This is a genomic window from Klebsiella sp. HMSC09D12, assembly GCF_001808475.1.
GTDB classification, from domain to species: domain Bacteria; phylum Pseudomonadota; class Gammaproteobacteria; order Enterobacterales; family Enterobacteriaceae; genus Klebsiella; species Klebsiella oxytoca.
In genome coordinates this window covers 1-13,821 of record NZ_KV793500.1, presented here as the reverse complement: position 1 = coordinate 13,821, position 13,821 = coordinate 1, and the positions used below count along the sequence as shown (strand labels likewise).

Here is a 13,821-nt window from a genome sequence, read left to right as displayed (position 1 = left end):
GGGGCGGGTATTTACCGCCCCGCCATGCTTAGCTCATCGCCGGAGTGGCATCGTCGCCTTTATCCCGCTTCACCTCGGTGACTTCATCGCCCTTCTCATTGCGAAGATGAACCTCCAGCTGGTTAAAGGCGATATCAATATTGTTCTCACGACACAAACGATCGATCGCCCGGTTAAGCTCATCCACTGCATAGCTGCGATCGCGAAGTTCGCGCACGTATAGTCGTAGTTCATGATCGAGCGTACTGGCGCCGAAAGTGGTAAAGAAAACCGACGGCGCGGGCTCCTGCATCACTTTCGGATGCTCGTGCGCAGCCTTAAGCAGCACTTCTTTAACCTTATCCAGGTCAGAACCGTACGCTACGCCAAGGCGGATGACAACGCGGGTGACGGTATCGGAGAGCGACCAGTTAATCAGACGCTCAGTCACGAAGGCCTTATTGGGGATAATCACCTCTTTACGGTCAAAATCGGTGATGGTCGTGGCGCGAATGCGGATTTTGCTGACGGTGCCGGAGAAGGTGCCAATGGTCACCGTATCGCCAATGCGCACCGGGCGCTCAAAGAGAATAATCAGACCGGAAACAAAGTTACCGAATATTTCCTGTAAGCCGAAACCTAAGCCAACCGACAACGCCGCTGCCAGCCACTGTAGTTTATCCCATGAGACGCCCAGAGCGCCAAATACCGTCATCGCGCCAATAACAATAATGGCGTAATTAAGGATTGTCGTAATGGCATAAGACGCACCCTGGCGCATATTTAGTCGGGACAGCACCAGCACTTCCAGCAGTCCCGGCAGGTTGCGAATTAACGCCCAGGCAACCATCGAAGCGACAATCGCGAACAGCAGGCTCCCCATGGTAACGCTTTTCACGGCGCTGACCCCGGCTTCGGTACCATTGTAATGCCACAGCGTAATACTATCGAGATAGGCGAAGACGGTGATGAGATCCGACCAAATCGCCCAGAACAGGACCGCAAACAGCGCGATCATCACCAGCATCGTAATACGCAGCGTTTGCTGGTTAACCTGCTCCAGAGCAATTGTCGGTTCTTCCTGCGGCTCGGCCCCTTCAGCCCCCTCTTTAACCAGATGCTGACGACGCGCCAGCGCGCGGCGCCAGGCAATACGCCGCGCGGCCACGCTCAGGCCGCGCAGCACGGTCTGATACAACAGGTTCCACAGCATCACCAGATAAACGGTTTCAATCCAGCGGCCGGCCAGACGCAGCGTCGTATAGAAATAGCCGGTTGCCGTCAGCACCATCAGGGCGATGGGAACGATCGATAGCACGGTAACGGTGATAAGGCGCAGGCTGTGAGATTCTTTATCACGCCAGCTTTCGCGGCACATCGGCAAGACAAGCACCGCGATCAGCAACAGGTTGAGGAAAATAACGAACTGCCCGAGAACGTCATCCATCAGGTGCAGCGGCGACAGTTCCGACATCACCGACCAGAAGTTGAGCGGCAGCAGCGCAAGGCTCACGCGAACAATCTGCCGCCGCCAGTGGCTGGTCAGCTGTGACGGCATATTAAAGTGGCTCACCGCCACGCCGTCTTTTTCCAGCACTTTCCAGCACAGGCCAAACACCAGCCAGAATAGCGCCAGCTTCTTGCTATAGGCCCACAGAAGGTCGCTAATATTCAGCTGCATCGTCAGCAGAATCAGACCGACGGCGAGTATGACCAGCACCACAGGCAGCGCCCGAATCAGATCGATAAGAATCGCTTTCGGCGTGTGGAGCTGCGTATCGTTGCGCAGTTGCCCCACCTGCGACGCCAGCTTAGCCTGATACGCTTTCAGCCAGTTCAGACGCCAGCGAATCAGACCGGCAATCAGCAGCAGCGGCAGGCCGGCCAGAAAAGCGATAAATACCGCAGGCCAGGCCTTTTCCCAGTTTACGGTGATTTTCATCGCCTTAAACTGTCCTTTCAGCGCCTCCGGGAAGGCTTTAAACCACTCCCAGTCCATCGGGCGGTTGCTATTTACCCAGAAAATCTGCTGCGTCAGGATGGCTTTCAGGTTGGTTGACACGCTCATTAGCTGCTGCTGATTGATTTGCAGGTTAATCGCCATCATCAGCTGGTTGCCGAGCTGTTTATTAAACTGATCGAGCAGTTCCCGGCGCATATCAACAATCTCAAGAAGTGCATCATGCACTTCGGGATTCACCTCGCTGCTATGCCCCTCCTCCAGCTTCGCGACATACGCATCGCTCTGGAATAGCGCATCGCGCTGCTGGTTGACCTCGAACTGCTCAAGGCGCAGGTCGGCGATGCGGTTGGTCATGTCGCTTAGCTCCTCCGCAGAGGGCAGCGTTTGCTGTTGCTGATAAAGGATACGCGACAGCAGCAGGCTGCCTTTCAGCACGGAAATCTGCTCTTTAATATCGCGCTCGGATTGCAGAGCACGATCGAGCCAGGTCTTCACTTTGATGTTGCGCTGAACCAGCTGATTACCCGTTTCCGTTGCCGAAATGAGCCTTTCGCTCAACTGGTGATTAATGTCCAGCTCCTGCTTGACCAGCGGGTTTGCCTGAATACGGGCCGTTTCGTCCGGAGAAACCGCTTCCTGAGCCGTCTTTTCCGTCAGCGTCAGGCGCTTGCTATTCACCGCTTCCTGCAATAGCTGAAGCTGATGCTCCAGTCGATTGCTGTAAGCGGTGATGTAGTCACGCTGCTTTTGCAGGGTATCCTGCAGCACCGTGTTGCCTTCCAGGCTTTTACGCTGTTGATCTATCTGTGCATTCAGCAAGGCCTGCTGCGCCAGCAGCAAATTCTGCTGGGTAGGACGTAGCGCCTCTTCGCCCGTAGTCGTGCCATTCAGACGATTACGGATCTGCTGCAGCTGCTGAGAGGCGGAATACATCGCATTCTGCACGCGTTCCGGCTGCGTCTGTAGCGAAACAAGCTGACTATTATAAGTCGCCAGATCGTTTTGCGCGTTTTGCAAATCGTCCAGAGTCTGAGAGACGCGCGATTCCAGCTGGCGCAGCGACAAGGTGCTCAGCGTTTTACGCGTCGCCTCGTCGTTGGGGACATCGCTTAGCGCGTTCAGGCTATCGATAGCCTGATTCATTTTCGCAGGCGCCTGAGCGACCTGCTGGCGCAGCTGCGTCGTTTCCGACTTTATGCGCTCAATTTTATCGAGCGTTTCCAGCGTCTGAGTCAGGTCCTGCTGAACCAGCTTATCCTGGGGAGTCAAATCTTTTTGCTTGTTCAGCGTCGTGAGCTGGCTCTGGACCTCGGAGCGTTCAGGTAAATCAGCCGCCAGCGCCGAATTAACGCTAATACAGCCGATAATAAGCATCAGGGTAAGAACTACAGCAGAGAGGGCATTTCGCCAACGGATAGTATGCAGCATAGTGTTAACATGAGTGATTGCAAAAGCCGGAGAATACCGGGGGTCGTCGCAGCGCGAAGAATAGCACTTCTGTTATCACTAAAATAGCGGCGGACAGCAGGAATCATTCCTCTGGTGTCCGCTAGCCGGGTTAAGCGTCCAGTCCTTCAGAACTGCGCAGAGAGGGGCAAAATTGATACATTTCCAGCAGGACTTCGACATAATCCCGCGCTTCTTTTTGCAGATCAAAGGCGTTCGGCGCCAAAAGCCAGTTCTCCATCAGGCCGGAAAGATAGCTGCGCATGAGGATCGCCGCCCGGCGGGTTAATAAATTGGCGGGTAGCATCTTCGCGACGATGCACTCCTTTAATGTTTGTTCGATACGGTCGTAGCTCTCAAGGCAAAGAATGCGCTGCGCTTCTTGCAGCGTGACCATCTCACCGACGAATTCACATTTATGAAAGATGATTTCCATCATCAGCCGTCTGCGTTTTTCTGTCACAGTGGCTTCAAGGATATACACTAAGATCTCTCGCACAACTGACAGTGGATCGTTGGGGAATTTTGCCCGATACTCAACTTCGAGATCGTTAATATTGGCTTCTGACAGCACCCATATTTCATTAAATAAGTCCGATTTATTTTTGAAATGCCAATAGATAGCCCCCTCGTCACACCGGCAGCTTTTGCAATTGCGGCCAGCGAGGTGGATGATACGCCTTGCTGCGAAAACAAACGCAGAGCAACATCCAGAATATGTTGCCGGGTCTCAAGCGCCTGTTGTTTGGTTTTTCGTGCCATAGGTCGATGAGTTTACAGAGGTTACGTTTACATACATTTGTGAATGTATGTACCATAGCATGACCATAATAGAAACACAGCAGTGGGTTTGTGGTCGATTGAGCCACTGAACAATTTGAAATTGGACACTCGAGGTTTACATATGAACAAAAACAGAGGGTTAACGCCTCTGGCGGTCGTTCTGATGCTCTCAGGCAGCTTAGCGCTAACAGGATGTGACGACAAACCGGCTCAGCAAGGAGCCCAGCAAATGCCGGAAGTCGGTATTGTGACGCTCAAATCCGCTCCTCTACAAATTACTACTGAACTGCCGGGCCGTACCAGCGCCTATCGCGTTGCGGAAGTTCGTCCTCAGGTCAGTGGCATTATTCTGAAACGTAACTTCACCGAAGGCAGCGATATCCAGGCTGGCGTGTCTCTTTATCAAATCGATCCGGCAACCTATCAAGCCACCTATGAAAGCGCGAAAGGCGATTTAGCCAAAGCGCAGGCTGCCGCCAATATGGATCAGCTGACGGTTAAACGTTACCAGAAACTGTTAGGCACTAAGTACATTAGCCAACAGGATTACGATACTGCCGTAGCCACGGCCCAGCAGAGCAACGCTGCCGTCGTCGCCGCTAAAGCCGCGGTTGAAACCGCGCGCATCAATCTGGCCTACACTAAGGTGACCTCCCCGATCAGCGGCCGCATTGGTAAATCCGCGGTCACGGAAGGCGCGCTGGTGCAGAACGGCCAGACTACTGCCCTGGCGACCGTGCAACAGCTTGATCCTATCTACGTGGATGTGACTCAATCGAGCAACGATTTTCTGCGTCTGAAACAAGAGCTGGCTAACGGCAAACTGCAGCAGGAGAACGGTAAAGCGAAGGTTGAACTGGTCACTAACGACGGTTTGAAATATCCGCAGAACGGTACGCTGGAGTTCTCCGACGTTACCGTTGATCAGACCACCGGTTCTATCACGCTGCGCGCGATTTTCCCGAACCCTGATCACACTCTGCTGCCCGGCATGTTCGTTCGCGCGCGCCTGGAAGAAGGCGTAAATCCTGATGCGATTCTGGTTCCGCAGCAGGGCGTAACCCGTACCCCGCGCGGCGATGCCAGCGCGATGGTTGTCGGCGAAGACGATAAAGTCGAAGTTCGCCAGATTACCGCCACTCAGGCGATTGGCGATAAATGGCTGGTCACCGAAGGGCTGAAAACTGGCGATCGCGTCATTATTAGCGGTCTGCAGAAAGTCAAACCAGGCGTACAGGTAAAAGCGCAGGAAGTCGTTTCTGATGAAAAACAGCAAGCCGCAGGCAACGCTCAGTCAGAACAAACCAAGTCTTAACTTAAACAGGAGCCGTTAAGACATGCCTAATTTCTTTATCGATCGCCCCATATTTGCCTGGGTGATCGCCATCATCATTATGCTGGCTGGGGGGCTCTCGATCCTCAAGTTGCCAATAGCGCAATATCCGACGATTGCGCCGCCGGCAATTTCCATCACGGCCATGTACCCCGGTGCCGACGCAGAAACCGTGCAGAACACCGTGACTCAGGTTATCGAACAGAACATGAATGGTATCGATCACCTGATGTACATGTCTTCAAATGGCGACTCCACCGGTACAGCAACCATCACTCTGACCTTTGAATCCGGTACCGATCCGGATATTGCTCAGGTACAGGTTCAAAACAAACTGGCGCTGGCGACACCGCTGCTGCCGCAGGAAGTACAGCAGCAGGGTATTAGCGTTGAAAAGGCATCCAGCAGCTTCCTGATGGTTGTCGGCGTTATTAATACTAACGGCACCATGAATCAGGATGACATTTCTGACTATGTTGCCGCCAACATGAAAGATGCGATTAGCCGTACCAGCGGCGTTGGTGACGTGCAGTTGTTTGGTTCCCAGTACGCTATGCGTATCTGGATGGACCCAAACAAACTTAATAACTTCCAGTTGACGCCGGTTGACGTTATCAGCGCCCTGAAAGCGCAGAACGCCCAGGTTGCAGCAGGACAGTTAGGCGGTACGCCCCCGGTGAAAGGCCAGCAGCTGAATGCCTCCATCGTGGCGCAAACTCGTCTGACCAATACTGAAGAGTTTGGCAACATTCTGCTGAAGGTTAACCAGGATGGCTCCCAGGTTCGTCTGCGCGATGTCGCGCGCATTGAGCTGGGTGGTGAAAACTATGACGTTATCGCGAAGTTTAACGGTCAGCCAGCTTCTGGTCTGGGTATTAAACTGGCGACCGGCGCGAACGCGCTGGATACCGCAAACGCCATTCGCGCCGAACTGAAGAAAATGGAGCCTTTCTTCCCTTCTGGCCTGAAGATTGTTTATCCGTATGACACCACTCCATTCGTGCAGATCTCCATTCACGAAGTGGTAAAAACGCTGGTTGAAGCCATCATCCTGGTGTTCCTGGTAATGTATCTGTTCCTGCAGAACTTCCGCGCCACCTTGATTCCGACGATTGCCGTGCCGGTCGTACTGCTGGGGACGTTCGCCATCCTCGCGCTGTTCGGTTTCTCGATAAACACGCTCACCATGTTTGGTATGGTGCTCGCCATAGGCTTGCTTGTGGATGACGCCATCGTGGTGGTGGAAAACGTCGAACGTGTAATGGCAGAGGAAGGGCTACCGCCGAAGGAAGCCACGCGTAAATCAATGGGCCAGATTCAGGGCGCGCTGGTAGGTATCGCGATGGTGCTTTCTGCGGTGTTTATCCCGATGGCCTTCTTTGGCGGTTCCACCGGTGCGATTTACCGCCAGTTCTCGATCACCATCGTCTCCGCGATGGCGCTGTCGGTGCTGGTCGCTCTGATTCTCACCCCGGCGCTTTGCGCCACGATGCTGAAGCCAATCCAAAAAGGCAGCCATGGCGCAACCACTGGCTTCTTCGGTTGGTTTAACCGCATGTTTGATAAGAGCACGCATCACTATACCGACAGCGTAGGCAACATCCTGCGTAGTACCGGTCGCTATCTGGTGCTGTACCTGATCATCGTTGTGGGAATGGCCTGGCTGTTCGTTCGTCTGCCAAGTTCGTTCCTGCCAGACGAAGACCAGGGCGTATTCCTGAGCATGGCGCAGCTGCCTGCAGGCGCAACTCAGGAGCGTACCCAGAAAGTACTGGATGAGATGACCAATTACTATCTCACCAAAGAGAAAGATAACGTTGAATCGGTATTCGCCGTAAACGGTTTTGGTTTCGCGGGTCGTGGACAAAACACCGGTATCGCGTTCGTCTCTCTGAAGGACTGGAGCCAGCGTCCAGGCGAAGAGAACAAAGTTGAGGCGATTACCGGCCGCGCGATGGGCTATTTCTCGCAGATCAAAGATGCAATGGTCTTCGCCTTTAACCTGCCGGCAATTGTTGAACTCGGTACCGCAACGGGCTTTGACTTCCAGCTGATCGACCAGGCTGGCCTGGGCCATGAAAAACTGACCCAGGCACGTAACCAGCTTTTTGGAATGGTTGCGCAGCACCCTGACGTATTGAGCGGCGTTCGTCCAAACGGCCTGGAAGATACTCCGCAGTTCAAAGTGGATATCGATCAGGAAAAAGCGCAGGCGCTTGGCGTGTCTATAAGCGATATCAACACGACGCTTGGCGCGGCATGGGGCGGAAGCTACGTCAACGACTTCATTGACCGTGGCCGCGTGAAGAAAGTGTATATCATGTCCGAAGCGAAATACCGCATGCTGCCGGAAGACATTGGCAACTGGTACGTACGCGGTAGCGATGGACAGATGGTACCGTTCTCCGCCTTCTCAACCTCGCGCTGGGAATACGGCTCGCCGCGTCTGGAGCGCTACAACGGTCTGCCATCGATGGAAATCCTCGGCCAGGCGACACCGGGTAAGAGTACCGGTGAAGCGATGAACCTGATGGAAGAGCTGGCGGGTAAACTGCCTGCCGGTATCGGCTATGACTGGACGGGTATGTCATATCAGGAACGTTTGTCAGGTAACCAGGCGCCAGCGCTGTACGCTATCTCGCTGATCGTCGTCTTCCTGTGTCTGGCGGCGCTGTACGAGAGCTGGTCAATTCCATTCTCGGTCATGCTGGTCGTTCCGCTCGGTGTTGTGGGGGCGCTGCTGGCTGCCACCTTCCGAGGATTGACTAACGACGTTTACTTCCAGGTTGGTCTGTTGACCACTATCGGCCTGTCGGCGAAGAACGCGATACTGATCGTTGAATTCGCCAAAGACCTGATGGATAAAGAAGGCAAAGGCCTGATTGAGGCAACGCTTGAAGCCGTTCGTATGCGTCTGCGTCCGATTCTGATGACCTCCCTGGCGTTTATCCTCGGCGTAATGCCGCTGGTTATCAGCTCCGGCGCAGGCTCCGGCGCGCAGAATGCCGTAGGTACTGGCGTAATGGGCGGGATGATTACCGCGACGGTTCTGGCGATTTTCTTCGTGCCGGTATTCTTCGTGGTCGTGCGTCGCCGCTTCAGTAGGAAAAATGAGGATATTGAGCACAGCCATCCGGTTGAGCATCATTAATCTCTCCATTAAGGGCCGCATTCGCGGCCCTTTCACTTTGTCTCACTTTAAAACGCACGGATTGTGATTGTTTATTTTATAACCTGAGATATAATATTTAATGATGATTACCGCTGCTTATCTATGACCTTTTTTTCACTGACTTTACTCCCTCAACTCTACACTAAGAATATTCTCAATCACTGACATTATGTATGGTTGTATCAACGTGTCAGCTAAACGCACGGGCTAACCCGATGATATATAAGGTCAGTCTTCGATTTTTCCGTTGTAGTTAAAGGCACGATATAATAAAGACCGAGGCATTTAAGATAAATTGACCGCGTTAATTGTAATTTTTCGTAATAGCACGATGAAATCTTTTTAAGAGTGGATTATAGTTAAAGAGCAAGATTACAATGTATGTGTCAGGTCTGTTAGTCGTGTTCATCCCACAACGGTGTCGATAGTCGTCGTTAAACCACTAAAAAGGGGGATGCGTTATGGACGAATACTCGCCAAAAAGACATGATATTGCGCAGCTTAAATTTCTCTGCGAAACCCTGTATCATGACTGTCTTGCAAACCTGGAAGAGAGCAACCATGGCTGGGTTAATGACCCAACCTCAGCTGTCAATCTTCAGCTTAATGAATTGATCGAGCACATTGCCGCGTTCGCACTTAATTATAAAATTAAGTATGCTGAGGATAATAAGCTGGTGACTCAGCTTGACGAATATCTGGATGACACTTTCGTGTTGTTCAGCAACTACGGCATTAACACTGCAGATCTGCAGAAATGGCGTAAATCAGGCAACAGGTTATTCCGCTGCTTTGTGAACGCCAGTCGGGAAAACCCGGCCAGTCTTTCTTGTTAATATTATTACAATCAAAAGGTGAATTTATGTCTGATAAAACATTAACCAAAATAGACTATTTGATGCGCTTACGACGTTGTCAGACAATTGATACGCTGGAGCGCGTAATTGAAAAAAATAAATATGAACTTTCTGATAATGAACTGGCGGTATTTTACTCAGCAGCCGATCATCGTCTTGCTGAACTGACGATGAATAAACTGTATGACAAGATCCCGCCATCGGTCTGGAAATTCATCCGCTAATTATTTCAAATGAAAGCCCGAACTCTTGTGTCGAAAACGCCCTTCCCTCATGCTGCTGATAAATGCGACACCGGTCACAGAAGCTGTTTCTGTACCTATATGAAACCGGTTTCTTTTTTATACTGTGGCGGCCTACAATGAGGAAATAAGGGAAGCCTCCATGAGTGAAGAAAAACAAAAAATGATTGCCGGTGAGCTGTATGTGTCTGGTGACGCTGAGCTAAAGGCCGACCGTCTACTGGCCAGACAACTGTTGCATCGTTACAATCATTCAGCGCCTGAAGAGCGTGAATTAAGAAAAGCATTACTGACGGAACTGCTAGGCCACGCAGGCGACGCTTATATCGAACCCACTTTTCGCTGCGATTACGGCTACAATATCTTCCTCGGGAAAAATTTCTACGCCAACTTTGATTGCGTGATGCTGGATGTGTGTCCGATACATATTGGCGAAAACTGCATGCTGGCGCCGGGTGTGCATATTTATACCGCAACGCATCCCCTTGACCCTGTTGAACGAAATAGCGGTAAAGAGTACGGAAAACCCGTCACTATTGGCCACAATGTGTGGATTGGCGGCCGGGCCGTAATTAATCCTGGCGTGACTATCGGCGACAATGCCATCGTGGCTTCCGGTTCCGTAGTGGTGAAAAATGTGCCAGCCAACGCCGTCGTCGGCGGAAACCCGGCTCAAATCATAAAAATGGTGGAGAGCGAAAAACGGTAACTGTTATGCTTTTCCGCAACCAATCTGTTACTTTTCCCACGGATTTACGCAACATAAAATAGCCTTCAGGCTGAGCCCAACGCGCATCTGTTCGCCGCGTCTGCATAGGGGCTCATGGCAGAATTTGGGGAATAAAATGACAGAAATACAGCGGCTGCTGAAAAGCACCATTGATGAGCTTAATGTGCAAGAGAAGCGCGATAACCGTCCGCGCTTTAGCATAAGCTTTATTCGCAACCATCCATGGCTTTTTGTCGCGATGTATGCGGCTTTCCTGGCAACACTCATCGTGATGCTGCGTTCTGAAACGCTGGTAGATTCGGTCTGGCTATTAATCGTACTATTTGTTCTGCTGAACGGCTTCTTTTTCTTTGACGTTTACCCGCGCTATCGCTATGAAGATATTGATGTTCTGGACTTCCGCGTTTGTTATAACGGGGAGTGGTACAACACTCGATTTGTTCCCGGTCAGCTCATCGAACGAATCCTGCAGTCGCCGCGCGTCGATGGCGAGCAGAAAGCTCAGCTGCAAAAAATGATCGCCACCAAAGGCGAACTCTCATTTTACGATGTCTTTTCCCTTACCCGCATCGGTGCTGCGCAATAAGGCGATCCAGCGTCCGTATCGCAGAAGGAAAGCGTGATGCGGACGTATTACCGTAGCCCAGAACAAAGCCGCTTCTCGCCTTTTTTTCATTCAGATAAAAACGGCTTAATGCGCCGGGCGCGAGCTGAAACCGCCGGGCCTGCTGCACAATAGCTTCATCATCAACGTCTTCGACGACGACAGTCAGGTGTAACCCCCCCTCGCCGCCTGATATTTCATAAGGGTGAGTAAGCTCTGCCGCCAGCGTTTCCCGCAGCTGCTGCTGGCGTTTGCGATACAAGCGGCGCATAGCGGCAAGATGACGCGCGTAGTGCCCCTCTTCGATAAACAGCGCCAGCGCCCGCTGTTCAGCACGATGACCGCCGCGTAACAGTGAACCAATCGCGCCTCTTGCGGCATCCGCCAGCCCCTCCGGCATCACCATAAAGCCAATACGCAGCGCGGGAAAAAGCGTTTTGCTGAATGTCCCCAGATAAACTACCGGCGCCTGCCTGACCATTCCCAGCATGGCGGGAATCGGTTCGCCGCTATAACGAAATTCACTATCGTAATCATCCTCGATAAGCCAGGCGTCATGACGGCGGGCGTATTCCAGTAAAGCCAGTCGCCGCCCGGCGCTCATCACCGTACCGCAGGGGTATTGATGGGACGGTGAAGTAAAGATTAATCGCGGTGCTGCGCTATCATCATCGGTATCGAACCGCATACCCTCTCGATCGACGGGTATACCCTTGATGTGAAGCCCGGCTTTAAGAAACATGCTTTTTGCCCCTAAATAGCCGGGTTCTTCCACCCATGCCGTCTCCCCGGCAACGCTCAGCAGATGCGTACATAAATCAACGGCTTCCAGCGCTCCTTCCGTAATCACAATTTGCCCGGCTTCGCAGCGAATACCCCGGGAGAGCGCCAGATGACGGGCAATCGCTTTGCGCAATGCAAGTTCCCCCTGCGCATCGCCGTAGCCCAGCAATGCACTTCCCTCCTCGCGCAATACCCGGTCAAGGAGTCGACGCCAGATAGCAAGAGGAAAGTAGTTAACCGCAGGCATTCCCGGCGTAAAGAGCAGCGTGGGCGAATCACGACGCGTGGCGGCGGGTAATCCCTGAAGATACTCGGGGAGCACAATCACGCGCGCCGCAACCTCCTTTTCTCCCTGCGACTTCAAAAGCGCGGCGTATGTCCCCTGGCGGCTACGCAGCAGATACCCCTCCATCGCCAGCTGCTCCAGCGCGCCGTTGACGGTATTGCGCGATAGCTTCAGACGCTGCGCTATAGCCCGTGAACCTGGCAGGCGGCTACCGCCCGCCAGCGTACCTTGCAAAATGGCCGCTCGCAGACGGAGATAGAGCGTGCGCTGCAGGGTTTCACGCCCTCTGTCGCACAGCGCCTGCTCCAACAGAGTAAAAAAAGCATCATCAGGAATATTCATTTTGGCTCCTCGTGGTACTACGAAAATATACTCTTATGGCCCTTTTTTATGGAACCAATAAGCGCTTAATCTCACAGCATTCGTCCATAGAAGGAAATCCTGATGAGCCATCTTAATCAATACGATCAGCCCGTTGGCACCGCCCTGCCCGACTGGCAGCCCTGTCCACATCCTGAAAGGGTGAACCTGCAGGGCCGCTTTTGTCGGCTAGAGCCTTTGCGCTCCACGCATGCCGGCGCGCTGTTTGACGCCCACCGCTTAGCCCCGGATACCCGAAGCTGGACATGGCTGCTGCGCGAACCGGACAGCAGCGTAGAGGAGTACCGCGCATGGATTGAGAGCGTTTCCGGGCAGAACGACCCCATTCACTTCGCGGTGATCGATAAGCAAACAGACCAGCCCGTGGGCTCACTGGCGCTGATGAGAATTGACGCTAACAACGGCGTTGTTGAAGTCGGCCACGTTCACTTCTCGCCTTTACTGAGCCGGACTGCAATGGCCACCGAGGCCCACTGGCTGCTGATGGATTACGTCTTTGATACGCTCGGCTATCGGCGCTACGAGTGGAAATGTAACAGTCTCAACGAACCGTCACGCCGGGCGGCGCTGCGGTTGGGTTTCAGTATGAGGGGCAATTTCGTCAGGCGCTGGTGATAAAGGGCCACAACCGCGATACCGACTGGTTTTCCATTATTGATTCCGAGTGGCCACAGATAGACAGGGCAATGCAGCAATGGCTGGCCGCCGACAACTTCAGCGCCGACGGCCAGCAGTTACGTACGCTGGGGAGCTTTCGTTAACGTCTTTTCTTGCGTCCCTGCACGGCTTTAAAGCGGGGATTGCTTTTGCAAATCACGTATAGCCGCCCCTTGCGCTTCACGATCTGGCAATCCGGGTGGCGTTGTTTCGCGCTACGCAATGAGTTTAGCACCTGCATTATTTGTCCCTCTTCGCATCAATAAAGCCGCCAAAGCGCTGACGGAAACGCGCGGTACTACCTTCATTGTTGAAGGCCTTCTGCTTACCGGTGTAATACGGATGCGATTTGGACGATACATCAAGCGTCACGTAGGGGTACGTCTCGCCCTCCAGTTCGATCTCACGCTCGGTTCTGATAGTAGAACCGACCTTGAAGTATTCGTTGGCGCTGGTATCGTGAAAAACCACCGTACGATAATGCGGATGAATATTGGGTTTCATAGCGACCTCAATCATTATGTTATAACATAACAATACCGTACACCGTGTAAAGACAAAGATCAACCCTGTGTATGGGTCCACCACATATTGCAATTTTTACT

General features: G+C 52.7%; 11 protein-coding genes and 2 pseudogenes. 7 read left to right on the top strand and 6 right to left on the bottom strand.

Annotation, left to right across the window (positions count from 1 at the left end):
- Positions 1-28 precede the first annotated feature (28 nt).
- Together mscK and acrR are read right to left on the bottom strand one after the other, a co-directional pair.
- Entirely contained in the window at positions 29-3,370 is a 3,342-nt protein-coding gene (mscK, locus tag HMPREF3178_RS20890; RefSeq protein WP_004099657.1) for a mechanosensitive channel MscK, read from the bottom strand.
- Between the two features lie 130 nt (positions 3,371-3,500).
- Positions 3,501-4,150: pseudogene (acrR, locus tag HMPREF3178_RS20885) on the bottom strand (multidrug efflux transporter transcriptional repressor AcrR).
- A 142-nt stretch (positions 4,151-4,292) separates the two neighbouring features.
- On the opposite strand from acrR, the gene acrA reads away from it, so the two are divergent.
- From acrA to maa, 5 genes are all read left to right on the top strand, one after another.
- Positions 4,293-5,486 carry a multidrug efflux RND transporter periplasmic adaptor subunit AcrA gene (gene acrA, locus HMPREF3178_RS20880; protein WP_004099653.1) on the top strand — a complete coding sequence of 398 codons (1,194 nt, stop codon included), beginning with the start codon at positions 4,293-4,295 and terminating at the stop codon, positions 5,484-5,486.
- A 22-nt stretch (positions 5,487-5,508) separates the two neighbouring features.
- Positions 5,509-8,655 carry a multidrug efflux RND transporter permease subunit AcrB gene (gene acrB, locus HMPREF3178_RS20875; RefSeq protein WP_004099650.1) on the top strand — a complete coding sequence of 1,049 codons (3,147 nt, stop codon included), beginning with the start codon at positions 5,509-5,511 and terminating at the stop codon, positions 8,653-8,655.
- A 482-nt stretch (positions 8,656-9,137) separates the two neighbouring features.
- Entirely contained in the window at positions 9,138-9,512 is a 375-nt protein-coding gene (gene tomB / locus HMPREF3178_RS20870) for an Hha toxicity modulator TomB (RefSeq protein ID WP_004099648.1), read from the top strand.
- Between the two features lie 26 nt (positions 9,513-9,538).
- The gene (locus tag HMPREF3178_RS20865) at positions 9,539-9,757 is read left to right on the top strand and encodes an HHA domain-containing protein (protein ID WP_004099646.1); all 219 of its coding nucleotides are present in this window, start codon (positions 9,539-9,541) and stop codon (positions 9,755-9,757) included.
- Between the two features lie 160 nt (positions 9,758-9,917).
- Complete coding sequence (gene maa / locus HMPREF3178_RS20860; protein ID WP_004099644.1) at positions 9,918-10,484, top strand: maltose O-acetyltransferase; 567 nt, start codon at positions 9,918-9,920, stop codon at positions 10,482-10,484.
- Here maa and HMPREF3178_RS31850 read toward each other — a convergent pair.
- Positions 10,453-10,590 (bottom strand): hypothetical protein, encoded by a 138-nt coding sequence (locus HMPREF3178_RS31850; RefSeq protein ID WP_224226720.1) that lies wholly within the window; start codon positions 10,588-10,590, stop codon positions 10,453-10,455. The two genes, maa and HMPREF3178_RS31850, sit on opposite strands and share 32 nt — an antisense overlap.
- Positions 10,591-10,620: 30 nt before the next feature.
- Between HMPREF3178_RS31850 and HMPREF3178_RS20855 the strand changes: the two genes are divergently transcribed.
- Positions 10,621-11,091: a YlaC family protein gene (locus tag HMPREF3178_RS20855; protein ID WP_004099643.1), complete on the top strand. Its 471-nt coding sequence runs from the start codon at positions 10,621-10,623 to the stop codon at positions 11,089-11,091.
- On the opposite strand, the gene HMPREF3178_RS20850 is transcribed toward HMPREF3178_RS20855, so the two are convergent.
- Positions 11,066-12,520: a MocR-like pyridoxine biosynthesis transcription factor PdxR gene (locus HMPREF3178_RS20850; protein WP_017146481.1), complete on the bottom strand. Its 1,455-nt coding sequence runs from the start codon at positions 12,518-12,520 to the stop codon at positions 11,066-11,068. The genes HMPREF3178_RS20855 and HMPREF3178_RS20850 overlap by 26 nt on opposite strands.
- A gap of 102 nt (positions 12,521-12,622) precedes the next feature.
- On the opposite strand from HMPREF3178_RS20850, the pseudogene HMPREF3178_RS20845 reads away from it, so the two are divergent.
- Positions 12,623-13,320: pseudogene (locus HMPREF3178_RS20845) on the top strand (GNAT family N-acetyltransferase).
- Here the strand turns inward: HMPREF3178_RS20845 and ykgO are convergent.
- Together ykgO and HMPREF3178_RS20840 are read right to left on the bottom strand one after the other, a co-directional pair.
- A complete protein-coding gene (gene ykgO / locus HMPREF3178_RS30285; RefSeq protein WP_003859006.1) occupies positions 13,317-13,457 on the bottom strand; it encodes a type B 50S ribosomal protein L36 in 141 nt (46 codons plus the stop codon). The pseudogene HMPREF3178_RS20845 and the gene ykgO overlap by 4 nt on opposite strands.
- Positions 13,457-13,720 (bottom strand): type B 50S ribosomal protein L31, encoded by a 264-nt coding sequence (locus HMPREF3178_RS20840; protein ID WP_004099638.1) that lies wholly within the window; start codon positions 13,718-13,720, stop codon positions 13,457-13,459. The genes ykgO and HMPREF3178_RS20840 overlap by 1 nt, the downstream gene beginning before the upstream one ends.
- Between the last annotated feature and the right edge of the window lie 101 nt (positions 13,721-13,821).

What these genes read in the sequence shown, in the direction of transcription:
- mscK (WP_004099657.1), bottom strand. Translation starts at nt 3,370, where the DNA reads ATGCTGCATACTATCCGTTGGCGAAATGCCCTCTCTGCTGTAGTTCTT.
- acrA (WP_004099653.1), top strand. Translation starts at nt 4,293, where the DNA reads ATGAACAAAAACAGAGGGTTAACGCCTCTGGCGGTCGTTCTGATGCTC.
- acrB (WP_004099650.1), top strand. Translation starts at nt 5,509, where the DNA reads ATGCCTAATTTCTTTATCGATCGCCCCATATTTGCCTGGGTGATCGCC.
- tomB (WP_004099648.1), top strand. Translation starts at nt 9,138, where the DNA reads ATGGACGAATACTCGCCAAAAAGACATGATATTGCGCAGCTTAAATTT.
- HMPREF3178_RS20865 (WP_004099646.1), top strand. Translation starts at nt 9,539, where the DNA reads ATGTCTGATAAAACATTAACCAAAATAGACTATTTGATGCGCTTACGA.
- maa (WP_004099644.1), top strand. Translation starts at nt 9,918, where the DNA reads ATGAGTGAAGAAAAACAAAAAATGATTGCCGGTGAGCTGTATGTGTCT.
- HMPREF3178_RS31850 (WP_224226720.1), bottom strand. Translation starts at nt 10,590, where the DNA reads ATGCAGACGCGGCGAACAGATGCGCGTTGGGCTCAGCCTGAAGGCTAT.
- HMPREF3178_RS20855 (WP_004099643.1), top strand. Translation starts at nt 10,621, where the DNA reads ATGACAGAAATACAGCGGCTGCTGAAAAGCACCATTGATGAGCTTAAT.
- HMPREF3178_RS20850 (WP_017146481.1), bottom strand. Translation starts at nt 12,520, where the DNA reads ATGAATATTCCTGATGATGCTTTTTTTACTCTGTTGGAGCAGGCGCTG.
- ykgO (WP_003859006.1), bottom strand. Translation starts at nt 13,457, where the DNA reads ATGCAGGTGCTAAACTCATTGCGTAGCGCGAAACAACGCCACCCGGAT.
- HMPREF3178_RS20840 (WP_004099638.1), bottom strand. Translation starts at nt 13,720, where the DNA reads ATGAAACCCAATATTCATCCGCATTATCGTACGGTGGTTTTTCACGAT.